This window comes from Helicobacter vulpis (assembly GCF_003660395.1).
GTDB lineage: Bacteria > Campylobacterota > Campylobacteria > Campylobacterales > Helicobacteraceae > Helicobacter > Helicobacter vulpis.
In genome coordinates this window covers 20,172-44,412 of the sequence record NZ_QXQT01000011.1, presented here as the reverse complement: position 1 = coordinate 44,412, position 24,241 = coordinate 20,172, and the positions used below count along the sequence as shown (strand labels likewise).

At 49.7% G+C, this 24,241-nt stretch carries 21 protein-coding genes and 2 pseudogenes; 12 read left to right on the top strand and 11 right to left on the bottom strand.

Annotation, left to right across the window (positions count from 1 at the left end; translation table 11 throughout):
* Nucleotide 1: 1 nt before the first annotated feature.
* From msrB to rlmN, 6 genes are read left to right on the top strand one after another with little or no spacing between them, the layout of a single operon-like run.
* Nucleotides 2–1,036, top strand: a complete 1,035-nt coding sequence (gene msrB / locus EAO38_RS05045) for a peptide-methionine (R)-S-oxide reductase MsrB (RefSeq protein ID WP_205588351.1) — start codon at nucleotides 2–4, stop codon at nucleotides 1,034–1,036.
* Nucleotides 1,036–2,007, top strand: a complete 972-nt coding sequence (locus EAO38_RS05040) for a KpsF/GutQ family sugar-phosphate isomerase (protein WP_121021712.1) — start codon at nucleotides 1,036–1,038, stop codon at nucleotides 2,005–2,007. The genes msrB and EAO38_RS05040 overlap by 1 nt, the downstream gene beginning before the upstream one ends.
* Nucleotides 2,008–2,016: 9 nt before the next feature.
* Complete coding sequence (locus tag EAO38_RS05035) at nucleotides 2,017–2,256, top strand: DUF2443 family protein (RefSeq protein ID WP_104752524.1); 240 nt, start codon at nucleotides 2,017–2,019, stop codon at nucleotides 2,254–2,256.
* Nucleotides 2,257–2,264: 8 nt separating this feature from the next.
* Nucleotides 2,265–4,076: a glutamine--fructose-6-phosphate transaminase (isomerizing) gene (glmS, locus tag EAO38_RS05030; protein ID WP_121021710.1), complete on the top strand. Its 1,812-nt coding sequence runs from the start codon at nucleotides 2,265–2,267 to the stop codon at nucleotides 4,074–4,076.
* On the top strand, nucleotides 4,076–4,933 hold the full coding sequence (locus EAO38_RS05025; protein ID WP_121021708.1) for a glycosyltransferase family 25 protein: 858 nt from the start codon (nucleotides 4,076–4,078) through the stop codon (nucleotides 4,931–4,933). The genes glmS and EAO38_RS05025 overlap by 1 nt, the downstream gene beginning before the upstream one ends.
* On the top strand, nucleotides 4,933–6,003 hold the full coding sequence (rlmN, locus tag EAO38_RS05020; RefSeq protein WP_121021706.1) for a 23S rRNA (adenine(2503)-C(2))-methyltransferase RlmN: 1,071 nt from the start codon (nucleotides 4,933–4,935) through the stop codon (nucleotides 6,001–6,003). The genes EAO38_RS05025 and rlmN overlap by 1 nt, the downstream gene beginning before the upstream one ends.
* On the opposite strand, the gene EAO38_RS05015 is transcribed toward rlmN, so the two are convergent.
* Nucleotides 5,987–6,724 carry a hypothetical protein gene (locus EAO38_RS05015; RefSeq protein WP_121021704.1) on the bottom strand — a complete coding sequence of 246 codons (738 nt, stop codon included), beginning with the start codon at nucleotides 6,722–6,724 and terminating at the stop codon, nucleotides 5,987–5,989. The genes rlmN and EAO38_RS05015 overlap by 17 nt on opposite strands.
* A 110-nt stretch (nucleotides 6,725–6,834) precedes the next feature.
* On the opposite strand from EAO38_RS05015, the gene EAO38_RS05010 reads away from it, so the two are divergent.
* The gene (locus tag EAO38_RS05010) at nucleotides 6,835–7,713 is read left to right on the top strand and encodes an outer membrane protein (RefSeq protein ID WP_235852524.1); all 879 of its coding nucleotides are present in this window, start codon (nucleotides 6,835–6,837) and stop codon (nucleotides 7,711–7,713) included.
* Here the strand turns inward: EAO38_RS05010 and EAO38_RS05005 are convergent.
* The 8 genes and pseudogenes from EAO38_RS05005 to ccoG all read right to left on the bottom strand — a co-directional run bounded on the left by EAO38_RS05005 (nucleotide 7,710) and on the right by ccoG (nucleotide 15,885).
* Nucleotides 7,710–8,857: pseudogene (locus tag EAO38_RS05005) on the bottom strand (alanine dehydrogenase). The gene EAO38_RS05010 and the pseudogene EAO38_RS05005 overlap by 4 nt on opposite strands.
* Before the next feature lie 10 nt (nucleotides 8,858–8,867).
* Complete coding sequence (gene rocF / locus EAO38_RS05000; RefSeq protein ID WP_121021702.1) at nucleotides 8,868–9,833, bottom strand: arginase; 966 nt, start codon at nucleotides 9,831–9,833, stop codon at nucleotides 8,868–8,870.
* 11 nt (nucleotides 9,834–9,844) lie between these two features.
* Nucleotides 9,845–11,503 carry a cation acetate symporter gene (locus tag EAO38_RS04995; protein WP_121021700.1) on the bottom strand — a complete coding sequence of 553 codons (1,659 nt, stop codon included), beginning with the start codon at nucleotides 11,501–11,503 and terminating at the stop codon, nucleotides 9,845–9,847.
* Nucleotides 11,490–11,825: a DUF485 domain-containing protein gene (locus EAO38_RS04990; RefSeq protein ID WP_121021698.1), complete on the bottom strand. Its 336-nt coding sequence runs from the start codon at nucleotides 11,823–11,825 to the stop codon at nucleotides 11,490–11,492. The genes EAO38_RS04995 and EAO38_RS04990 overlap by 14 nt, the downstream gene beginning before the upstream one ends.
* Before the next feature lie 149 nt (nucleotides 11,826–11,974).
* Nucleotides 11,975–12,241, bottom strand: coding sequence for a hypothetical protein (locus EAO38_RS04985; protein WP_121021696.1), 267 nt, complete (start codon nucleotides 12,239–12,241; stop codon nucleotides 11,975–11,977).
* Nucleotides 12,242–12,316: 75 nt separating this feature from the next.
* Nucleotides 12,317–13,660 carry a multiheme c-type cytochrome gene (locus EAO38_RS04980; protein WP_121021737.1) on the bottom strand — a complete coding sequence of 448 codons (1,344 nt, stop codon included), beginning with the start codon at nucleotides 13,658–13,660 and terminating at the stop codon, nucleotides 12,317–12,319.
* Nucleotides 13,661–13,739: 79 nt separating this feature from the next.
* The gene (locus tag EAO38_RS04975) at nucleotides 13,740–14,369 is read right to left on the bottom strand and encodes a cytochrome c3 family protein (RefSeq protein ID WP_121021694.1); all 630 of its coding nucleotides are present in this window, start codon (nucleotides 14,367–14,369) and stop codon (nucleotides 13,740–13,742) included.
* A gap of 118 nt (nucleotides 14,370–14,487) precedes the next feature.
* Entirely contained in the window at nucleotides 14,488–15,885 is a 1,398-nt protein-coding gene (gene ccoG / locus EAO38_RS04970) for a cytochrome c oxidase accessory protein CcoG (protein WP_121021692.1), read from the bottom strand.
* Nucleotides 15,886–15,985: 100 nt separating this feature from the next.
* Here ccoG and guaA point away from each other — a divergent pair, with 100 nt between their 5' ends.
* Genes guaA through EAO38_RS04955 form a run of 3 tightly spaced genes read left to right on the top strand, consistent with a single transcriptional unit; the run spans nucleotide 15,986 to nucleotide 18,871 of the window.
* Nucleotides 15,986–17,527 carry a glutamine-hydrolyzing GMP synthase gene (gene guaA / locus EAO38_RS04965; RefSeq protein ID WP_121021690.1) on the top strand — a complete coding sequence of 514 codons (1,542 nt, stop codon included), beginning with the start codon at nucleotides 15,986–15,988 and terminating at the stop codon, nucleotides 17,525–17,527.
* On the top strand, nucleotides 17,518–18,141 hold the full coding sequence (thiE, locus tag EAO38_RS04960; RefSeq protein ID WP_121021687.1) for a thiamine phosphate synthase: 624 nt from the start codon (nucleotides 17,518–17,520) through the stop codon (nucleotides 18,139–18,141). Before guaA ends, thiE begins: the two co-directional genes overlap by 10 nt.
* Complete coding sequence (locus tag EAO38_RS04955) at nucleotides 18,125–18,871, top strand: hypothetical protein (RefSeq protein ID WP_121021686.1); 747 nt, start codon at nucleotides 18,125–18,127, stop codon at nucleotides 18,869–18,871. Before thiE ends, EAO38_RS04955 begins: the two co-directional genes overlap by 17 nt.
* On the opposite strand, the gene EAO38_RS04950 is transcribed toward EAO38_RS04955, so the two are convergent.
* Entirely contained in the window at nucleotides 18,819–19,904 is a 1,086-nt protein-coding gene (locus EAO38_RS04950) for an AI-2E family transporter (protein WP_121021735.1), read from the bottom strand. The genes EAO38_RS04955 and EAO38_RS04950 overlap by 53 nt on opposite strands.
* 46 nt (nucleotides 19,905–19,950) lie before the next feature.
* Between EAO38_RS04950 and dapF the strand changes: the two are divergent.
* Both dapF and priA read left to right on the top strand, forming a co-directional pair.
* A pseudogene (gene dapF, locus EAO38_RS09195) lies at nucleotides 19,951–20,726 on the top strand (diaminopimelate epimerase).
* Between the two features lie 6 nt (nucleotides 20,727–20,732).
* Nucleotides 20,733–22,577, top strand: coding sequence for a replication restart helicase PriA (priA, locus tag EAO38_RS04935; RefSeq protein ID WP_121021680.1), 1,845 nt, complete (start codon nucleotides 20,733–20,735; stop codon nucleotides 22,575–22,577).
* 1 nt (nucleotide 22,578) lies between these two features.
* Here the strand turns inward: priA and rny are convergent, their stop codons facing one another.
* Complete coding sequence (rny, locus tag EAO38_RS04930; protein WP_121021678.1) at nucleotides 22,579–24,144, bottom strand: ribonuclease Y; 1,566 nt, start codon at nucleotides 24,142–24,144, stop codon at nucleotides 22,579–22,581.
* Nucleotides 24,145–24,241: the final 97 nt, after the last annotated feature.

Here is a 24,241-nt window from a genome sequence, read left to right as displayed (position 1 = left end):
CATGCGCGCGTTAGTGTTAGGGGTGTTGGTGTTGGTGGGGGTGTTAAATGGCATGCAGGAGAAAAAGATGCACACAATTTATTTAGCGGGGGGGTGTTTTTGGGGGCTAGAAGCCTATATGGAGCGCATTTATGGGGTGAAAAATGCGCTAGTGGGCTATGCCAATGGCAAGAGCGATCAGACCAATTACCACGAGTTGCACAATAGCGATCACGCCGAGACGGTGAAAGTGGAGTTTGATCCCAAAGAGATCAGTCTAGATAAACTCTTGCTGTACTACTTCAAGGTGATCGATCCGACCAGCTTAAACCAGCAGGGCAATGATCGCGGGCGGCAGTACCGCACCGGGATTTACTACACAGACCCCAAAGACGAGCCTATCATCGCTAAAGCCCTGGCGCGCTTGCAAAGCCATTACCAACAAAAGGTGCGCGTTGAATTAGAACCTCTGAAAAACTTCGTGGTGGCAGAGGAGTACCACCAAGACTATTTGAAGAAAAACCCGGGGGGGTATTGCCATATTGATCTCAAAAAAGCCGATGAGGTGATCATTGATCCCAAGGACTACCACAAGCCCGATCAAGCCGCGCTTAAAAAACAACTCAGCGACCTGCAATACAAAGTAACTCAAGAGAGCTACACAGAACACCCCTTTGAAAACGAGTACGACACTCTGTTTAAACCCGGGATTTATGTGGACATCACCACGGGCGAACCCCTCTTTTTATCCACGGATAAATTTGATAGCGGGTGTGGGTGGCCTGCCTTTAGCAAGCCCATCAGTAAAGAGGTGGTGGGGTATGAAAAGGACACCAGTTACAACCGCCTGCGCACCGAAGTGCGTAGCCGTGTGGGCAATGCGCATTTAGGGCATGTCTTTGAAGATGGACCTAAAGAATTGGGGGGCTTGCGTTATTGTATCAATAGCGCGGCGTTGAAATTCATCCCCTTAGAGGAAATGGAAGCTAAGGGGTATGGCTATTTAGTGCCCGTACTCCAAAAAGCGATGGCTAAAAAAGCCACCCAGCACCCCTAATGACCCAGCTAGATTATGGCGCGCTCGCGCACAACACGCTTGAGCTAGCCGCCAACGCGCTTTTATGCGCTAAAGAGGGGCTCACGCACACTAGCCTAGAGCCCATCATTACATGCCTAGCCCACGCGCCCCTAGTGGTGGTGATGGGGGTGGGCAAGAGCGCGCATATTGGGCGCAAGATCGCCGCCACACTGACCAGTACGGGCACTAGGGCGATCTTTTTACACCCCACTGAGAGTTTGCATGGGGACATGGGCATTGTGGGCAAAAAAGATGTGATCTTGGCGATCAGTTTTGGGGGGGAGAGTGTGGAGCTTTTGGAGGCGCTTAGCTTTTTGCGCCACTCTAAGATCATTGGCATGAGCAAGAGCGCGCATAGCGCATTGGGCAAACTTTGCACGCATCATTTAACACTTAAAATTACCAAAGAAGCCTGTAGCTTTAACATGGTGCCCACCACCTCCACCACGCTTTGTCTAGCCCTAGGCGATGTGTTGGCGGTGTGCTTGATGGCGCACAAGGGCTTTAGCCAAAGCGATTTTGCCCGTTGCCACCCCGGGGGGCTCTTGGGCAAGAAAATGCACCTACGCGTTAAGGACATTTATCGCACCCATGCCCTGCCCTTAGTGAGCGCACAAGCCTCTTTGCATGAAGCCCTGCTAGAGGCGACTCATCAGGGTTTGGGCAATGCCCTCTTAGTTAATGAGAATCAAGAGCTCGTAGGGGTGCTCAGTGATGGAGATATTCGGCGCGCGCTCTTGCAACCGCATTTTGATCGCCACGCCCCGGCTAAGGCATTTGCCACTCTAAACCCCAAATGCATTCACGATCCTAACATGCCCGTGTTAGAAGCGCTCAATTTCATAGAAACCCACCAAATTTCTTTACTCATTGTGCTAGATTCGGCACAAAGAGTGCTAGGGGTGGTGCATTTGCACACTCTTCTAGCCCTAGGGCTCAAAGACCACTGAAGGACTACGATGTTTGAACGACTCGATCAACTCATTAAAGATATTGAAAATGCCAAAGACGAAGTAGAATTGCTCTTAAAGCTCGCCAATGTGAGTTTGAGCGATTTTATCTTGATGAAGCGTGGGAGTTTAGACATCCCGGAGGGTTTGGACATGGCTTTTTACACCCAAATTAGCGAACATGTTGAAGAGCTCAAGGAGTGTATCAACGCGCTGAATAAATACAAACGAGAAATGTTAGTTTTTTAAGGATTTTTATGTGCGGGATTGTGGGCTATTTGGGCACAAAGGAGAGAGTGGGGCTTTTGTTGGAGGGATTGAAAGAATTAGAATACCGGGGTTATGATAGCGCGGGGTTGGCTTTGCTAGGGGAGGGCGCGCCCTTGCAAGTCTTTAAAACCAGCGGCAAAATCAGCGCGCTAGAACACTTGGTACAAGGCGTGCGCACACAGGGCTTAGGGGTGGGGATTGCCCACACCCGCTGGGCTACCCATGGCAAACCCACGCAAGAAAACGCCCATCCGCATGTCTACCAGCATAGCGCGCTGGTGCACAATGGGATCATTGAAAATTACGCTTTGCTCAAAGCGCAATTAGAGCAAAAAGGGCATCTCTTTTCTAGCCAAACCGATAGCGAGGTGGTGGTGCATTTATTTGAAGACATGCTAGAGACAACCCCGGCTAACAATGTGGATCAAGCCCTGCAGGTCTTTAAAAACACGATCGCCCAATTAGAGGGGGCGTATGCGATTTTGCTCATCAGCGCGCGCTTCCCCACTTGTATTTTTTATGCCAAAAACCACTCTCCCTTGATCCTTGCCACAGGCAAAGAGGGAGTGTATTTTGCCAGCGCGCAAAACGCCCTAGTGGGGCATGCCCAGCAGATGGTGCGCTTGGGCGAGGGGAGTGTGGGGGTGCTAGATTGGCAACACCCTATAGACTTGAATCGCTTGGGCGTGGTGCAACCCATTGCCCAAGATTGCCAACAGAGCAGCAAAGAGGGCTTTAGCACTTTCATGGAAAAAGAGATTTACGAACAACCCAAAGTGCTAAGTTTGCTAGGGCGACTCTGTGGCGATCGCGTGTGTTTAGAATTGCCTGAAGGCTTTTTAGAGGGCATTTCTTGTATCAGCATTAGCGCGTGTGGGACGAGTTACCACGCCGGGTTAGTGGGCAAATACTTGATAGAGAGTTTAGCTCGGGTGAGAGTGCAGGTAGAATTAGCCAGTGAATACCGCTATGCCAACCCAGCCACTCAAGAGGGGGAGCTCTTCATTGCCATTTCTCAAAGTGGGGAGAGCGCGGACACCCTAGAGGCGTTGCGCTTGGCTAAAGCGTTGGGCTTAAAGACTCTTAGCCTTTGCAACACCCAAAACTCCAGCATGGCGGGCATGGCCGATGCCCTCTTGCTCACCCATGCGGGCTTGGAGCGCAGCGTGGCTTCTACTAAGGCCTTTGCCAGTCAGGTCTTAGTGCTTTGGCTTTTAGCCCTGCAACTCGCCCAAGAACGCCACGCCTTGTATCCCAACACCTTGCAAGTACAAATGCAAGCGTTGCAGGGGAGCTTGCAAGCCATGCAAGAGGGGCTAGAGTGGCAAAGCCAGGTACGCACCTTGAGCGCGCAAATACTAGAGCGGGATTTAAAAGGGTATTTTTTCATGGGGCGGGGGGTGTTTTACCCTTTAGCCCTAGAGGGCGCGCTCAAACTCAAAGAGATCGCCTATGTGCACGCACAAGGGTATGCCAGCGCAGAGATGAAGCATGGCCCCATTGCTTTAGCCGATAGCAGTCTTTTAAGCACCACCTTACTCCCCCAACACCTCCTCTTTGCTAAGAATTTGAGCAATGTAGAAGAGTTGCGCGCGCGCGATTCGCTCATCTTTGCCCTCAGTCCTATCAAGCTAGAAGAGGCCACCTTTCAGATCCAAACCCGCGCCTATGATCACTACATGCCCGAGTTTTTTCACATGCTCGTGATCTTGCAACTCTTTGCCCTAGAGATGGCACAACTCAAAGGCCTAGATGTGGACAAACCGCGCAATTTAGCCAAGAGCGTGACTGTGGAGTGATGTACACACAAACCCCCATTTACATTATCCACTTGAGCGCGCGCCCCGGGGAGCGCGATGTCGCGCCCCTGCTATGGCATTTGGACTACCTCTTAAAGCGATCGCGCACCCCTGATGCCTTTTGCATTGAGCTTTTTGAGGGGATTGATGGCAAAGAAGATTTTGCCAAGGGGGGGATCACCGCTGCACACACCCACCCCATTCTCAATGATTTTGCCACCAATCTCCCCAAACGCGCCGATTATCTGAAATTGATGCGCCTAGCCCTCAAGAGCGTGGCCAATTTTCAGAGTTTGGGGCAACTGGGCTGTTTTGCTAGCCATTATTTGCTTTGGCAAAAGTGCGTCGCCTTGCAAAAACCCATCATTGTGCTAGAAGACGATGTCCTGCCCGCCTTTGACTTCTATGAGAAATGCCATTTGAGTTTGGAGGCCATTAGATCCGGGCAGGTGGAATTGGTGCGTCTCTTTTCGCTCTACTTCAAGGGATACCAAATCAAAAGCACGGTCACGCATTATTTTGACTGGATTTTTAGCCCCTATGGGGGGATGGGCACGCAGGGCTATATTTTAAGCCCCCAAGGGGCCCAAAAGCTTTTAAAGGCTTGCCCGCCTCAATGGGTTTTGCCCGTGGACAATTACATGGACGCGCATTATACCCACCATGTTAAAACCTTGACTTTAAAATCCTATGCCCTCTTGGTAGAACCCGCCCCCACCCAAGTGCCCCATGCCAGCACCCAGCATTTTAGAGGCAAGCTAAAAAATCTCTCTTGGTTGTTGCGCCTGTGCAATTATGTCTTAAAAACCCGCCTGCGCTGTTATCATCTCTTTCATCTCCTCTTTAGGCGTTTTTAATGCAAAACAAACCCTCTTTGTACGCGCTGACTTTAGCGCAATGGCAAACCTATTGTAGCGATCATGGCTTTAAGCCCTTTGTGGGCAAACAACTCTACGCTTGGCTTTACCAACGCTACGCCTATCTAGATCAAATGCACAATCTCCCCAAAGCCTTTAAAGAAGCACTGCGTGCCGATTTTAAGGTGCGCCCCTTAGAAATTTTAGAGCGCCAACAAAGCACAGATAAGAGCGTGAAATACCTCTTTAAAACCTCTGATGGGCATAGCTTTGAGAGTGTGTACATGGTGATGCAAGAAGCACAAGAGGGGGGTACTGCAGAAAAGATCACCCTGTGTTTGAGTTGTCAAATTGGGTGCAAGGTGGGCTGTGTCTTTTGTGCGACCGCTAGGGGGGGCTTTGTGCGCAATTTAGACACCGGCGAGATTGTAGAACAAGTGGTCGCCCTCAAGCGCGCCCACCAATTAGAGCCCACTAAGGGGATCAATATCGTTTTTATGGGCATGGGCGAACCCTTGCACAATTTGACACAAGTAGTACGCGCTTTAGAGATTTTAAGCGCCCATGAGGGGCTCAATATCGCCCCTAGACGCATCACTATTTCTACAAGCGGGGTGGTGCCCGCTTTGCAAACTTTGGGCGCGTTAAACTTAGGCGTGCAGTTGGCTATTTCTTTGCATGCGGTCAATGACACCCTGCGCTCCAAACTGATGCCCATTAACAAGCGCTACAATTTAGAAACTCTGATCAACGCGCTCAAAGCCTACCCCCTAGACACGCGCAAGCGGGTGATGTTTGAATACTTGATGATTAGAGATCTCAACGACTCCTTAATCCATGCCAAAGAACTCTTAAGACTGCTCAACGGGCTAAAGGCAAAAATCAATCTCATCCCCTATAACTCTACCCCCCATTCTAGTTTTGAACGCCCGCCCTTAGAGAGGGTGCAAGATTTTGCTAATTTTCTCAACCAAAAGGGATTGCTGTGCACCATTCGCATTTCTAAGGGGCAGGACATCGCGGCCGCCTGTGGGCAACTCAGAGAAAAACGCCTTAGCGCGCGTGGATAAAGTATTGACAGCGATAAAAACGCTCGCCCAAATCGGGCTGTTGGAGGAGAGCATGGAGTTTTTGGCGGCTTAGGGGTTTGGCCTGTGTGAGCTCTTTTAATAATAGGTGCTGTTTGCGCCCCTTTAGCGTGGGTTCTAGGCGCTTGAAAAACGCGCTCTGTAGCACGGCCTGTTTACTAACGCGGGTGTGGCAGGCAGCTAGAATGTCTTGTAAAAGCGTGGGGGCGTGCTGTAAGTGGCTATAGTGATCCATCAATGTGGCAAAATAACGTTGTTGTAAGCGCGCGCATTGGGCTTTTTCGCTGGCTTTGATTGTCAACCCCGCGCCTAATTGGTTGAAGAGATCGTTTTTAGCACAATTGTTTAAGAGAGTGTGGAAAGATTGCTGGGTAGGAGGGGGGAGTTTGGCTTCTTGGGCTTGTGTATTCTGCACTTCGGCCAATAAATCGCTACGGCGGATTTCTACGCTATTGGGGATGGGCGTGCCTTGAATGTCTTGAGAAGAGAGCCCTATATCCGATTGGGTGGGGGGGATGTTTTCAAAGCTTGGGGGTTCTAGGCGAGTCCAATAGGTTACATCGCCCTGTTTGGACACGCTAAAGTCGCTGAGTTGATCCTGATTGTCTGAAGAGAGCGAAGAAAGGGAAAAGAAGGGCAAAAACCCCATGCACCCAAAAGCCCAAAAGCCCAAAAGCCCCCCGTACCACCAGCGCCAGCTCATGCCATTCCTTAACTTGAAAAATGCTTTTAGTATAACAAATTTCCTCTCTTGACAACATTTTTATTTTTCTTTAAAATAGAGCCCTTACTTTAATAGAAACAAGGAGTTTCATGTCAAGCACGAGTCGCAAAATCCTAACCACCACCGCCTTTACATTTTTGAGTTTAGTGCCTCTGAGCGCAGAGCGCAACGGGGCCTTTGCTGCGGCGGGCTTCCAGTACTCTAATATGGCTAGTACCCCTATCAGCAGTTCTATGACTAATCCCAATGCATTAGATCAGGATGTGCTATGTAATGCCAGTAGTTCGAATGCGCAAGCACCAGCAAACTGCCAGCAAAACCAGCAGCAGTTGATCGGCACACTCTTTAAGAACAAGGGCACCTATTCAGGTAATCTCTATGGCATGGATGTGTTGGTGGGTTACAAGCAATTCTTTGGGAAGAAAAAGCGCTTTGGTTTGCGCTACTATGGCTTGTTCAGCGGGCAGGGGGGCAATTACAGGAGCGCGTTCTCCCCTGTTGTGTGGGGGTCTCTGTCTAATTATTTCTATGGCGCGGGCATAGATATGCTGTTGAATTTCTTTGAGAAAAAGGACTATGCGGTTGGAGTTTTTGCAGGCGCGATGATTGGGGGAAGTAGCTGGTCCATGGGTAATGGCCGTGCGCATGGGGGCTGTGTGGGGCAGCAATTTGCCAGTGCTGGAGCATGGCAGATGATTTGTCAGAATGTGAACAAGCAGCTCAAGGCGATGGCAGATAGTTACAACCGCAATGGCAACACAGCCAGCTTTTCTAATAACTGGGTACAATTCATCTTTAACTTTGGATTGCGCGCCAATTTGAGCCTGCACAATGGGTTTGAGGTGGGTGTGCGCGTCCCAGTCATCAACGACCCCTTCTTTAAACTCCATGTCAAGGACGGCGTAAAGGTGGATTTTGCCTTCCGCCGTGTGATCGCCGTCTTTGCAAATTACGTCTACAACTTCTAAAGTTGGGCTAGCACTTCACGAGGGGATTTATAGGGCAAATTGAAAGCCCGCGCAATTCCCTCTTGGGTGAGATAGCCTTGATAGGCACTTAAGCCTCCCAAAGTGTTAGCCACTAGCGGGGTATTGGCTTGCAAAAACCCTTTCAAGCCATGTTGGAGAAAATGGAGCAAGTAGGGCGCGCTAGCATGGCTATAAGCGCACGAGCTACTGCGCGCCACCACACCGGGCATATTGGGCACGCCATAGTGCAATAAACCCTCTTGCAAATACAACGGGTTGGAGTGGCTAGTTTGGTGAATTGTTTCAATGCACCCGCCCAAATCACAGGCCACGTCTACCACCACGCCCCCTTTTTGCATACGCGCTAGATGGCGCTTTAAAATCACTTTTGGGGTGGCTGTAGCGGTTTGTAACACCGCGCCCACCAAGCCCAAAGCCCCCTCTAGGGCGTAGAGAATATTCTCCTCATGCACGCTCAACACTTCTAAGTGGTGTAAATGGGTGTAGGGATGATCTTGCAATTTGGCGTAATTGAGCTCTAGCACTACCACATGCGCCCCCATAAGACTCAACACCTTAGCCGCTTCCAACCCCACCACGCCCCCGCCCACCACCACCACTTTGGCGCGCGCTGTCCGGCTAATCCGCCTAGCATCACTCCAAGCCCAAAGACTCCGGGCAAATGCTCCAAACCTAGCAAATAATGTTGCACCAAATGGGCAGCTAAATTGCCCGCGACCACACTCATAGGGGCTAAAATGGGGTAGTTACCCTTGGGGCCGGCAATGGTTTCAGTGCAGATAGAGAGAATTTTTTTATCTACTAGCATGCGCGCTAGAGAAGCGTTGTAAGCCAAATCCAAATAGCTAAAGAGAGTTGCCCCCTCTTGCAAAAGGGGGTATTCGTCCTCTAGGGGTTCTTTGCACTTGACTACCACATTTTGCCCCCACGCTTCTTTTTGAGAGACAAGGCGCGCGCCTGCGCGCACATAGGCCTCATCGCTATACCCACTCAATACCCCTGCGCCTTCCTGTACGCATAATTCTATGGGCGCATTTTGAACAAGATAAGCCACATCTTCAGGCACAAGCGCCACGCGCGCCTCTAAATCCATACTCTCCTTAGGCAAACCCACGCCAAGCATCATCCACCCCCTAGCAATAGCTACAAATCTTATGCGATCGCACTTTAGCGTTCTTGCATAAATGCTTGATCGCGCTGTGGACAATCTCTAAAACCACTGGTACATCGGTATGCACACCCACCTGCGGGTTGTATTCGGTGATTTCCAAAGCGGCTAACTTGGGCGCAAAGCGTTTTAGCAACAGCACTAACAAGGCTTTTAGTTCCTCAGGGCGTAATCCCCCCTTTTCGCGCACTCCGGTAGATTGGAAAAGTTGGCCATCCATGATGTCTAAATCCAAACTCAGATACACCAAATCCACCTCTTCTAAAGCCCTCTGCGCTTGGCGCACACACCCCTCCATGTCCGCTTGGATGTCTGCCACTCTAAACAGGGGGATTTGGTGGGTGGCGATCATATCATCTTCGCTTTGCTCGGTGCTACGCACCCCAAAATACACCAAATGGCGCGGATCAAAGGCTTTCACTCCCCCCTCTATGCCCAAGTGGCAAAGTTGTTGCCAAAAATGCTCTTCTCTAGGGTTAAGGGAGTTGGGTCCTGAATGGACTTGGTTGATCAACATCCCCAGGGGCATGCCATGCAAATGCCCCGTTTCGCTGTCATAGGCGGTATGGATGTCTGCGTGCGCGTCTAGGTATAGCACCCCGATACTCTTATCTGGGTGCACTCCGCGTAAGGCCTGCAAAATCCCAAAGACATTGGCATGTTCTGAACTCAGGATTAAAGGGAAATTTGCGCTTTTAAACACCCCGCGCATTTTGGGAATGAGAGTATCCCTGCAAAAGATAAAGTAATCTTCAAAATTCTTGGCAAATCTAAAGAAAGTGTCTAACAAGCATTGTTTTTGGCGGATAAGCACCATGTGTTCGGTGATCTCAGGGTAGGACTCGATCAAAGCCCGCCTGAGTTCTTTCACGCCCTGATTGCTCCCGTGTTTAGAAGCCCCTAACTCTGCAGCCAAACTCACTAAAATCATCTGTTCTCCTTTTAATGTGCGCTTGCACTTGAAATACCAATCCCGCTTTGGGCGCGAAAATCCTGCGCTCCAAAGCCCGCTTTATCTACCTGTGCCCTAGGACTTTTGTCCGCCTTAGAAATAAGATAAATGAGAATAAAAGTCAAGGGCATAGAGAAAAGCGCGGGGTGATCGTAGGGGAAGATTGCATGGGCATGCCCAAAGCTCTTCACCCACATGCTAGGGCTAAGTAACACCATTGTGATCACGGCTAGCCAGCCAATGAGCCCACCCCAAAACGCCCCCCTAGTGGTGAGATTTTTCCAATAAATGCTCAAAAAGAGAATGGGGAAGTTCACGCTCGCCGCAATCCCAAAAGCCAAGCCCACCATGAAAGCGACATTTTGGTTTTCAAACACCAAACCTAACACGATGGCTAAAACCCCTAAGCCGATAGTCGCCCCCTTAGTAACGCGCATTTCCAACTTGGGATCACAAACCCCTCCCTTAAAGGCATGCACGAAGAGATCATGGCTAATCGCCCCCGCACCTGAAATTGCCAGCCCTGAAACCACAGCTAAAATTGTCGCAAAGGCAACAGCAGAGATAAAGCCTAAGAACACATCGCCCCCCACGACCCCGGCCAAATTAATGGCGACCATGTTTTTGACCCCATTATAAACCCCATCAGGACCGACAAATTGGGGGTGGGCATAGAGCAAGGCGATCGCCCCAAACCCAATAATGAAAGTCAAAATATAGAAATACCCAATAAAACCTGTGGCGTAAAAAACCGATTTGCGCGCCTCTTTAGCGTCTTTAACCGTGAAAAAGCGCATCAGAATATGGGGCAACCCGGCCGTGCCAAACATCAAAGCCAGCCCTAGAGAGATCGCTGCAGTGGTGTTGGGTAGAAAAGTGCCTGGAGCCATGATTGCCTCGCCCTTAGGGTGATGCTTGATCGCTTGGGCGAAATAATAGCTTAGATCAAACTTGGTCAAATACAAGATCATCACCGCCATAAAAGACGCGCCAAAGAGGAGCAAGATTGCCTTAATGATCTGTACCCAAGTGGTGGCGTGCATCCCTCCAAAAGCAACATAGCAGATCATCAAAATCCCTACCAAGATCACCGCCACGCTGTAGGGCAGACCAAAGAGAAGTTGAATAAGTTGCCCCGCGCCCACCATCTGGGCGATGAGATAGAAGATCACCACACTTAAAGCGGAGATGGCAGAAATCACGCGGATAGGCTTGGCTTCTAAGCGGTAAGCGGTGATGTCTGCAAAGGTAAACTTACCTAGATTGCGGAATTTCTCGGCGATCAAAAATAAAATGATGGGCCAGCCTACCAAAAAGCCCACGGAATAAATCAGCCCATCAAAGCCATTGGTGAAGACTAGAGCCGTGATCCCTAGAAAGCTTGCCGCGCTCATGTAATCCCCCGCAATGGCAATCCCATTTTGTAACCCGGTGATACTCCCCCCAGCGGTGTAAAACCCGCTTGCGCTCTGGCTTTTCTTGCTAGAATAATAGGTGATGCAGAGCGTACTTAGCACAAAGAGGACAAACATAGAAACCGCGATGGGGTTGAATTTCTGCGTGCTCACTTGTGTAGACTCTAAAGCCGCCCCCCACAACTCCCCCACTCCTAAAAGCGCGATGAGAATGGTTAAATTAATACGCGCCATGTTGCATCTCCTCAAGCGCGCCACTGGCTTTTAATTGCTTTAAAATCTCAGCTTGGGTGCGATCAAAATGCTCATTGGCTAGAAAAGTATACAGCCCTGTGAGTACGATACAAAGTACAATGAGGAAAATCCCAGCCATGATGCCTAAAGTGATGGCACTTGGTCCTAAGCGGTAGGCCAAAATATCGGGGAATAACCCCAAGCTCAGCACGAAAGTATAGTAACATAAAAAGACCACAATGGACAACCACCAACACACTTTGTTACGCAAGGAAACAAATTTCTTAAACGCTTGGATGGATTTCTGATAACTTTCTGGCATTAGCCACTCCTATATTAGATTTTCAGCCATTTTACACGCAATTCAAATCCAGCAAAAGTTTTAAGGAGACCCACTCCCCTAAGCCAAAAAGTCTTGTAGATTTTAGTAACGATTAGCGCTTAAAAAGCCCCCCTCCCTTTTTCTATGGTTTAAGGTAGGAGGGATTTAAACCATGCCGGGCGGGAGTCTTGGGAATCAGGCGCGCGCTGTTCGATCACGCGTTTTTGCTCGCGCACCTCCTCGTGCACCTCTTTCATATCGCCCTTTTGGTAAGTGCGTTTGATCTTCACGCTCACGCTTTCGTGAATGACAATCGAACCCTCTGCGGGCTTGCCTAGAAACCCGGAAGAAACAAGACTGGGGGCCTGATTAATTGTAGCGACTTGCGGAGTTTGTGCGGGTGGTTTGTTGTCCATGCGATGCCTTTGTAGCGATTTTAGGTAATGCTAGCCCTCTCCAACTTAAGGGGGGCTTATACCCCCTCAAGCGCGCTAGTCCTCAATTTGGTTTGTTTTGAGGCGTTTGGCGTAGATTTTGCGCAACTTTCTGATGTCCTGTTGGATCTCAAAGACCCCATGCCAGTGGGAGTAATCCGGACCGCCCATGATTCCCCCCTGGCGCATACGGCGACCCTCATGGTGCCAGAGATGGTACATGATGTTTTGGAAATCATCAGCCCACATATCCTTGCCTAACAAATGTTTCTTGGCCAATTCCTCCTTCATCTTCACCGCCTCTTTCCAATACTCGTTGTAGAGTAAGATATTCTTATCAGCCATGACAAAGAAGTTATCAATGTGGGTGGAGTTGTGGCAATCAATACAACCCGCCTTCATCTCCGCACGCGCCGCCTCTGGCCCCTTGGGGTTACCGGCCAAAGGATTTCCCTTGGTGAGTTGGTAACCATTTTTGTAGGCATCGCTGGCGGTTTCATACCCCCCTGTGCGCAATTCACTCAAAGGCAAGAAAAGATTCCATTTCAAACGGCGGCTCACATTGTGGGTAACCGCGCTTTTAGAATTGCCGCTCATATGGCATGTCGCGCAGGTGGGGGCTCTAAAATCAGGCACTTTCCATGTTCCGGGCGCAGCGTCAAAATTCCATTGATTCCCCTCGGCGTTGAAGATATGCCCATGCATAGAATTGTTGTAAATTTCAATATCGGGGTGATCGGGACCCAAGTGGCAACTCGCGCACGCGGCAGGTTTTCTAGCCTCTGCAAGGGAGAATTTATGCGCGCTGTGGCAACTGGCACAATTGCCCACAGAACCATCCGGGAAGGCTGTACCAATCCCATAAGTGGGCCAAGTTTCTGGGGTGGGCCGTCTGTTTTTATCCAATTTTATAATAGAACCATGGCATTGGATACACCCGGTGGCCTCAGGAGCGTGTTTGAGATCCGGATGCCCGCGCCCCTCTACCATCTCCATAAGATCGCGCATGCTCGCCTTAGACCACACCTGTACCGCGCCTCTGGCATGCCCGCTATGTCTAAACTCTATGGTTTCTTTTTCATGGCATTTCCCGCAGGTGTTGGTGGATACCAAGACAGAAATAGGCACTTTAGAGCCTTCATGGCCATCCCTTGTCAACATGGGGCTATCTCTAGTAACCCCATGGCAGTCAATACAGCTCACCCCCGCATGGGCGTGTCGGCTCATCTTCCAATCGGCCACAATGCCCGGGGTCTTCTTAGCATGGCATTCGATGCAGCCCTTTGCTTCTGCTTTCATATCTCTAAAAGTTTTCAAGGGCAATTGCACATCCATGGCATTGTCAACACTGGTCCCCCCTTTGCTTTGGTGGGCTAACAACCCCCCCGCCCCTAATCCCATGACAAGCACCCATTTCCAAAACAAGCCCCGCGCCTCACGCTTTAGCATCTTGCCTCCTTTGATCTAAATTTGCGCATTCTCACTCCTTGATCGCCTCTTTGATTTGGTGGATCTGATCGTCCACCACTAGCTCCCTAGGGTAGGGCTGGTAATGTTCTTTGAGATACTCTCTTAGATGGATGCCCAGATTTTTATGCCCCACCTCATCTAAATGGCATTCCACACATTTTTTATGGGTAAGCCCCTCAAAATAATCGCGATGGGGCAAGAAAGATTTCATATTAGACGCGGTGGCGCGTCTCAAATTGTCATGACAATGCAAACAACCCGAATCAAAGACATATTCAGCAGCACGGCGGCGGTTTTTCTCCCAATCGAATTTCTTAGGGTCTTTAAGGGTGTTCCCATAGACATCCTCTATGCCCAAGATTGTTTTACTCACAAAATAGTGCACTACATTGTCATGGGGCAAATGGCAGTCCACACATCTAGCCTTAAAACCCATGGGGTTATTCCCCCCATGTCTGTCTAAGTGGTAGGCGTTTAGTTCAGGGGTCATGATGTGGCAAATCCCACAAAATTTATCATCAGCCGTCCACTCCACAGCCTGCACGGTCAACACACTCAAAAACACCCCCAACACACACCCCCCTACAAAAATCCAAAACACAACATATCTTTTGCTTTTGAGAGTTTCTAACACATTCATGATTCCCTCTACAATGACAATACTAGGAAGCATACAAAGTAAGATTAACTAAAAATATAACAGAAGGGCTAATTATGCCAGTAAACTAGATAAAAAGTTTATTACCCTGCCTTTCTTCTCAAAAATGTGGCACCATGAAAATGCTCTTTTGTTCCAAAACGATATTGGGATCGTCCATGCTATAGGCCTTGATGGTAATGGGCAAAATGCCCCGCTTGGCTTGGGTAACATTGTGCGCCATGTAGGCTTCTTTAGCCTTTTGTAAGGGCATGCGTAAGATCACCACGACCTTAAGCTTGCCCTGCGGTTCGATGGTGAGCGTGCCCGTGGGGCGTAGAATGCTCACGTTGGGATCGTCTATATTGAAGGTATAGGCATGGGGTTTGGAGCTGGTATTTTGGAACAAGAACAAATAACTATTGTCTACAAATTTTCCATGCACGGCATACAAACGCCCCCCATGCGTGATGTCTAAAAGCATGCTTGCTTTATTGAGTGTGCCCACCACCAGCGCGCCCACCACCACCAACAACACCCCCACATAGGCCAAAGTCTTGGGCCGCCAAAACTTCACGGGGGTTTGTGTGGCTTGCGCTTGGCTAGAGGACCAATTGATCAGACTCTTTTTGCCCAACTTGCCCATGGTGATCGTGCACGCGTCCACGCATTCTAAGCAGTTGATGCATTCTAATTGCATGCCCTTGCGGATGTCAATATGGGTGGGGCACACCAACACGCACTGGTTACAACTCACACATTCGTTTCTAGGGTTGCGTTTTTGGGGCAGGATAGGGATTTTTACATTGGCTTCATCATAAATCGCCCCCCCTCTGCGCGTGTCATAAATGGGGTTAAGGGTGTGATCATCAAAGAGTACGCTTTGTACGCGCGCATAGGGGCATAGATAAATACAAAAGCGTTCTTGTACCCATGTGATGTCTAAGAAGACCACCGCGCTTAAGGCCGCCCAAATACCTATAAGCAAGGCGTGTTCTTCAGGGTCGCTCAAAGCCCTAAAAAATTCCAAAGGGGGGACAAAGTAAAAGAGCAAGACCGCCATAGCCATGATGGGCACGGGGGCAAAGAGAATTAGAGCTAAAATCTTTTTGAGCTTATTGGCCGCTGTGGAGGGAGTGGGGCGTTGTTTGTTGGAAATTTTGGCATGCAAGCCTAGAAGTTTGGTTTCAATGAGATCGCGCAAGATCACCCTAAAAATCGTCTGAGGGCAACCCCAGCCACACCACACTCGCCCTAACATAGAGGTGATGAAAAAGATAAAGATGAACAAAAAGATCACCAAGAAGGGCAAGAGATACATCTCTTGCGCGCTGTAAATTTTGCCTAATAAATGGATTTGGCGGTGCTCAAAAGAAATTAAGAAAATCTGCCCATCGCCTATGTGGATAAAGGGCACGATAATAGAAAACAAAGTGATACAAGCATATACCCAATAGCGTTTGAAGCGCAACGAATGGCTAAAAGGGGTTTTCTTGAAGGCACGAGGCATGCTTGCCATATAAATTCCTTGAGAGTAAATAGCCCCATGCTAGCAAAGTTTATTTAAGGGGGTTTAAACGCGCCTAGCATGCGCTATAATAGATTCAAAAAGGCAAAAGATGGCGACTCCGGAGATTCTAGTCTTAGATTTTGGGAGTCAGACGACTCAACTCATTGCGCGCCGTCTGCGTGAGTGTGGGGTGTATACAGAAATTTACCCCTATCATCTCTCCCTTGAGACAATCCGATCCAAACAACCCAAAGGGATCATTTTAAGCGGGGGGCCCGCTAGCGTGTACGATTCACAAGCCTACCACGCCAATCCGGGGATTTTGGAGCTCAAGATCCCCATTTTGGGGATTTGCTATGGTTTACAATGGCTGGTACACAGCTTGGGGGGGCGTGTGGCGCGCGCGCGCTCCCAAGAGTTTGGGCGGGCGCATTTAGAAAATCTGCACAACCACCCCCTCTTAGCAGAGATTGAGCCTTCTAGCGTGGTGTGGATGAGTCATGGGGATCGCGTAGAGGTGTTACCCCCGGATTTTCAAACCCTAGCCCAAAGCGCGCATGCCCCCTTTTGTGCGATCGCCCACACCCATAAACCCCTCTATGGCTTGCAATTTCACCCCGAATCCGCCCATAGCGCGCAGGGGGGGCGCATTTTAGCCAATTTCGCGCGCCTGTGTGGCTGTGCGCAAGATTGGAATATGCAGGATTTTCTAGCTCAGCAAATCCAAAGCATCAAAGCACAGGTAAAGGACGATCGGGTGTTGTGCGCGGTGAGCGGGGGGGTGGACTCAAGCGTGGTGGCGGTGTTGTGTGCGCGCGCGCTGGGGGCACAGATGGAGGTGGTGTTTGTGGATCACGGCTTGTTAAGGGCTGGGGAGCGCGATCAAGTGGTGGGCATGTTTGCAGATTTGCAAATCCCTTTACATGTGATAGACGCGCAAGATTTGTTTTTACAACGCCTTAAAGGGGTGGTGGACCCTGAGAAAAAACGCCAAATCATCGGGCACGCCTTTATTGAAGTCTTTGAGAACAAGGCTAAAGAACTCTCTAAACAAGGGGCGATCAAATGGCTCGCTCAAGGCACGCTTTACCCCGATGTCATTGAGTCGGTGAGTGCTAAAGGACCTTCGGCGGTGATCAAATCCCACCACAATGTGGGCGGGTTGCCTGAAAAAATGCGCCTCAAACTCTTAGAACCCTTAAGAGAACTTTTTAAAGATGAGGTACGCGCTTTGGGCGCGCGCTTAGGACTGCCTGAAAAGATGTTAGCGCGCCACCCCTTCCCTGGTCCCGGACTTGCCATTCGCATTTTAGGAGAAGTTACCCTCCCTAGCTTAGAACTCTTGCGCCAAGCCGACTCCATTTTCATAGAAGCCCTGCACACCGAGGGGCTTTATCATCAAGTGTGGCAAGCCTTTTGCGTCTTGCTCAATGTGTTTTCTGTGGGGGTGATGGGGGATAAGCGCACCTATGATAACACCATCGCGTTGCGCGCGGTGGTGGCAAGCGATGGGATGAGCGCGCATTGCGCGCCTCTGCCCCTTGAGTTCTTAGAGCGCGTGGCTAATGCCATTATTAACCAAGTCTCTGGGATTAACCGCGTGGTCTATGACATCACTTCTAAGCCTCCCGGGACCATTGAATGGGAGTAGCACTTAAGGGCTTGTATGCCATCAGTGATCTCAAGCTCACCCCCTACCCTGACCTACTTAAACTAGCTGCGCGCGCCATTGAGGGGGGGGTTAGTTTCTTGCAACTGCGCGATAAAGAACATAGCGATCAAGAGCTCTTAGGTTTGGCTAAAGCATTGAGCGATTTATGCACAAAAAAGGGCGTGGGCTTTGTGATCAACGATCGCCTTTGCCTAGCTCTAGAGTGCAACGCGTGGGGCTTGCATTTGGGAGAGGAGGATATGCCCTTAAGCGAGGCGCGCGCGCGCTTTAGCGGAGTGATTGGAGTGTCTTGCTATGGGGATTTAGAGCGCGCCAAACAAGCCCAAGCACAGGGGGCGGATTATGTCGCCTTTGGGGCGTGTTTTAAATCGCCTAGCAAACCCAACGCGCCCTGTATAGATTTAGAAGTCTTGGCGCGCGCTAAGGCGTGCTTAAAAATCCCGGTGTGTGCGATTGGGGGGGTGAATGCGCAAAACATCGCCCAACTCAAGCATGCGGACATGGTTGCGCTCATCAGCGCGCTTTGGCAGGGCGATGTGCGCGCCAATGCGCAAAACTTGTTAAGAAAGCTTTTGAATGCTCAATCCCATTAGCGCGTTCTTACAGCTCCAACAGCTCCAAGAACTGCTCAAAGACGATCCCCAGCGTTTTAACGCCACCCTCCCTCTACTGCTCAAGGTGCTAGAGAAAAAGGGGGCTCAGAAGTATTTGCTGCAACTGGGTAATCAAATCGTAGAAACCAAGAGTCAAAAACCCCTAGTGGTGGGGCAAAGTTATTGGGCATTGATGCAAAAAAGCTCTGTGGGGGCGATCATGCTCTCGCATTTGACCCCCCAACCTAAAATCCTTGAGCAACTTAAAGACGCGCCCTTAAAACTGGACATTAAAGACTTGCCCACCTTGTTCAAACAGGAGGATTTTAAAGGGTATCAAGACATGTTGATCCAGCACTGGACACACGCCACTAGCAAGCAGGATTTCTTATTCTTGGGCAATCTCTTGCTCTCTTTGCAACACCAAGTGGTAAGCTTTGTGATTCAAGATCGCCATAAAGAAGCGTTAGTGCAATTCAAGAAAGCCAAACAACAACGCCTAGACTTTTATGCCCTATACCCCCATTTAGGGCCCTTGCAAGGGAGTGTGATTTTTCATGACCCGGGCTTAGAGCTCTTTATTCAAGTGCACTACCAAGCCACAAAAGCCCTATTGCAGGCGCACCAAAACGCGCTAAAGGGGTTTGAGCGCGTGCATATTAGCGCTAGTTTAGACCCTATTGAGCCCTTATTTGTCTTTGAGGAGAGTTTGCTGGACACACGCGGGTAGGGCTTTTGGACTTGCTAAAAGAGTATTCATACAGCCTTAAGAGGACGATGAAAAAGGCCGTGATCGTGGGACCCACGGCGATCCCCCAAAAGCCAAATTTGCTAATCCCGGCCAAGATGGAGAAGAAGATCAAGATTTCATTGATTTTAAGGGAGATTTTAAGGATCTTGCGCTTGATAAAACCGATGAGCCAGGGTTTGATCAAACTATCAATCAGCCCCCCGATCAACACAATGGAGTAAATGGCGATTCCGATTGCAATTGGGGTGTGGTTACGATACATTTCATACAGAGCGACTGGAATCCACACCAACGCCCCACCCACAATGGGGATGAGCGAAGCCAGCCCGTATAAAATCCCCAAAGAGAGCCAATCTAAATCAAACCACACCACCAACGCCCCAAAGGCCACCCCCTGCAACACGACATTGATAATAGAAGTGAGCAGGACCACGCGCAAAATCCCGGCCACTTCTCTAAAAATCCCCCTGCTTTGGATTTTCTCAAAGGGGAGAATTTCTAAAATATAGCCATAAAAACGGCGGCCATAAAAGAAGCACAAAAACAAGAACACCAAGACCATCACCGTGTCGCTGGCCAGTTTTAGGCTGTATTTGCCAATATCGCTACTAAAACGCAGGACATAGGACATGATGGATTGGGCGGAGAGATGCGCGATAAAATTCTTCGCATCCGCGTTGATCATAGGGAAACGATCTAGAAAGACAAGCAAATCAGCCTTGAATTTATTAAAAAAGAAAGAGAGTCTTTCTAAATTGATGTGGGAGAGAAAATCCACACTTTGGTGGATTAGAAAGTAGAGGGGCAGGACTAAAAAACTCAAAAGCACCACCACACAGAGCAGGGAGCTAAAGAGATTGCGCATGCGTTTGTCTAAAAAATCCTTGAGCCAAAAGATCGTTACGCATAGCAACCCGGCGATGAGCAAATCCATCAAGAAGTCTTCATAAAGATAGAGCATCCAATAAAACGCCACCGCGAATAAGAGCCAAAAGAAATAGACCGGGCGCATGCCAACCCCAAATAGTTTTGCACTATAATACCCAAAAAGGCTAACCATGCACCTATACAAATATTGCGCCAGTGGCAATGATTTTTTGATCACCCACCAATTTGCCCCCCAAGATCGTAGCGCGCTTGCCAAGCGCGTTTGCGATCGCCATTACGGCTTTGGGGCAGATGGCTTAGTGGTGCTCTTGCCCCATGCCAAGTACGCCTATACATGGGAGTTTTACAACGCCGATGGGAGTTTAGCCAATATGTGTGGGAATGCGAGTCGCTGTGTGGGGCTCTATGCCTATCATCAAGGCCTAGCCCCCTTGAAACACACTTTTTTGAGCGCGGCCGGGCGATCGCCCTAGAGGTGCTTGATTGCAACGCGCAAGGGGGGGTGGTACGCAGCAATTTGGGCACGCCCCAGTGGTTGGAGGATTTGGCATTAGAGGGGGAGATCTGGCATTGGCTAGACACGGGCGTACCCCATTTGGTGCACTTTGTACAAGAACCTAGCCAAATCCCCACGCACAAAACCCCCCAAATGCAAGCCCTGCGCGCGCGCTTCAATGCCAATGTGAACATCGCCTGCATTGTGGATTTACACACCATTAGGCTAGCGACTTATGAGAGGGGCGTTGAGGACATCACTTTGGCCTGTGGCACGGGCATGGCCGCCGTGTTTGTGTGCGCGCATCGCTACCATAACACCCCCCCCCAAGCCACTTTGATCCCCCCTAGCGCGCAGAGTTTGGATCTATGCCTTCAAGAAAATGAGGTGTATTTTAAAGGAGAGGTGCATTTTGTGGGGGCTGTGAGCAACCCGCCACGTATTGGATAAACCCCCTTGTTTTGCACGATCGCCCCCTTTGCCAAAACCAAACCCTTAACCTATGAAAGCGCGCATGATTTAACCCCCGGGGCAATCGTGAAAATCCCCTTGCAGAAGCGCAACGTTCTAGGGGTGGTGTTAGAGGAGTGCGCACGCCCTGATTTCCCCTGTAAACTGGCCACTCCCACTAGCCACTATTTCAACGCCCATCAAATGCTTTTATTGCGCTTCATTGCGTATTATTATTGCGCGCAACTAGGTGTTATCGCCCCTCTATTGCGCCCCTTTAAAAAAGCGCGCGCTTCCCCCATTCCTAGTTTTCCTGCGCCCAAACTCTCCCCTCTTTCCCCCTCCCAACAGCATGCCCTTTTACAAATACGGGGCAAGCCCAACGCCCTCTTGTTTGGGGATACAGGCAGCGGCAAGACACATATTTACAGGCATTTGATCGCCCAAATTCTCAAGGAGGGTTGCGCGTTGGTTTTGATCCCAGAGATTGCCCTAGCTCCCCAAGTTTACCATGCCCTCTTGGAGAGTTTTGAAGACTTGGTGGGGCTATGGCATAGCAAACTCCAAAGCACCCAAAAGACACAGCTTTTAGAGCGTCTCCACAACCAGCAAGTGCGCGTTGTGGTGGGCACTAGAAGCGCGCTTTTTTTACCCATCCCCCACCTCAAACTCGTTATCATAGACGAAGAACATGATCCCTCCTATAAATCTAACCAAGCCCCCTATTACCACGCGCGTGATGTTGCCCTGTATCTCTCAAGCAAGATGCCCATTCAGGTGATCTTAGGTTCAGCGACCCCAAGTTTGCGCAGTTATTACATGGCGCAAAGCAAGAGGCGTTTAGTGCGCCTCAAGGGGCGTTTCTTTGACTCGCACAAAGAAATTCTTTTTGAAGCACAAAAGAGTGCCATCACCCCCTTTTTATACGCCCATTTGCAAGAAAACTTGAATCGCCACCAACAAAGCATGATCTTTGTCCCCACCCGCGCGCATTTTAAGAAGCTATTGTGCCAAGCGTGCGGGCAGGGGGTGTATTGCCCCTTTTGTAGCGTGAACATGAGCTTGCACCTCAAAGACAAGCGCATGCGTTGCCATTATTGCCAGCATAGCACTCCCATCCCCCATGCCTGCCCCTCTTGCCAACACCCTCTCTTGCAAGGCAAGCGCATGGGCACCCAGCAGCTTAAAAAAGAATTAGAAGCGCTATTGCCCCATGCGCGCATTGGGATTTTAGATAGGGATCACACCCACACCAATACCCAAATCCAACACATTTTAGACGCGCTCCACGCCCAACAAATCGATATCTTGATCGGCACGCAGATGATCGCCAAAGGGCATGACTATCCTAAGGTGAATTTGGCAATCATTTTAGGCTTGGATGAAATCTTATACAATGGGAGTTATAGCAGTTTTGAGCAGGGGGTGAGTTTGATGCACCAAATTGCCGGACGCAGCGCACGCAAAGAACGCGGCAAGGTGTTAATCCAATCTCTCAACAGCGCTTTTTTAACCCGCTATATTGAGGATTATGAAGATTTTCTCCAAGATGAACTGCGCACGCGCGTTCAGTTATTCCCCCCTTTCAAACGCCTAGCCCAATTGCTCTTTAGCGCGCCTAGCGCGCCAAAAGCCCAAGAGGCTATGCAAAATGTCTTGGCGCGCATTAAGCAAGCTTTGCCTCCAGATGTGCAAATTCTAGGCTCAGGCCCTGCGCGCGTGGCCAAGATTGCCAAGCGCTACCGCTATGAAATTCTATTGAGCGCGCACTCCACATCCCAGCTTTTAACTCTCTTGCACCAGCTAGATGGCAGCCCCGCTCAAATTGTGATGGACCCTCTAGATGTGTGATCTAGCGCGCGATGGCCTTGGCGTATTTTTCTCGAATCACATGCACCACCACTTCCCCGGGATACTTGAGCTTCTCCTCTATCTCTTTGGCGATGTCTTTGGCCAACATGGTGATCTTGGCATCATTGATGCGTTCTGGGCAAACGATCACGCGGATTTCTCGGCCCGCATCCAAAGCAAAGACTTTTTTTACCCCTTTCTTTTGGCTAGCGATGCGTTCTAAATCATGCATGCGCGCTAAGAAATTTTCTGCATCCTTGCGTCTAGCCCCAGGGCGTGCGGCTGAAAGCGCATCGGCCGCACACACCGCCGCGCATTCGATGCTTTTGATTTCTTCGCGATCGTGATGGGCGTAGATGGCGTTGAGCACAACGGGGTGTTCGTGATAGCGCGTACACACCTGCGCGCCCAATTCTACATGATCGCCCCCACATTCGTAAGTGAGCGCTTTTCCAATATCGTGCAAAATCCCCGCACGGCGCGCAAGTTTGGCATCACCGCCTAGTTGTGTGGCAATATCGCTAGCCAAAAGCGCCACTTCTATAGAATGCATGAGCGCGTTTTGCCCATAACTGGTACGATAACGCATTTTACCTAGTAAGCGTTTGAGTTCTTCAGACATGGAATCTAATTTTAGTTCTAGGAGTATCTCCTCTGCGTCTTCTAAAACCATCTCTTCCATACGCGCCTCCACGCGCTGGTAGGTGGTTTCAATGCGGCTAGGTTGGATACGCCCATCTTCAATCAGTTCTTCTAGGGTCTTTGTGGCGATCGCGCGCCTGTAGAGATTAAAACAGCTTAGGGTGATGGTTTTGGATTCCTCATCAATCATCACCTCCACCCCGCTAATGCGCTTGAAGGTGTCTATATTCTTGCCCTCCTTGCCGATGATGCGCCCGATGAACTCGCTATCGGGTAAATTCACCGCACTGGTGAGATTCTCCATCGCAAATTGGCTCGCAAAGCGCGCGGTGGCATCTGCAATCACAAAATTCGCGCGCGCGCGCGCTTCCTTTCTAGCTTCCTTTTCATAACGGCGCACTAAAGCTGCCTTCTGCAACAACAGATCCTCCTCAATACGCGCCAAAATTAAAGTCTTGGCCTCTTCTTGGGTGTATCCAGACACCTGTACTAAGGCCTCTAACATTTGGCTTTTGAGTTGGTTGCATTCGCTTTGCAATTGTTCCTGAGCACTTTTTTGGCTCTCTAAGTCTTCTTGTTGGATTTGCAAATCCTGACGGGCTTGATCTAGGTGGGCTTTTTGGGTGTGCCAATACTGTTTCTGCTGGAATTCTTGGGATTGCAACGCGTCTAGTTTGCGCTGGTGTTCTAAAGTGTGGGCTTGGAGTTTTTGGGTAAATTCGCTTTGGAGGCTCTCCAAGAGAGTTTGGGATTCGATTTCTTTGGCTTGGTAGAGCACTTGGGCTTGGTAGAGAAGCATGTCTGCTTTGGCCTTGGCTTGGTGCAGGTATTGCTGGCTGTGGGTTAACATGAATTTCTTTGTCGCCCAAAAGACGCAAAACCCGGTGAGAGCGCAAGGAAGAACAATTTCTATGACATATCCCATTAGTTATCCTTTTATTTGTATTTTTTGGTGTACATTGGTCAAAATACCAAGTGCCTACTATATCATGGTTATCGCCTAGTAAACTCTGAGATCGCAA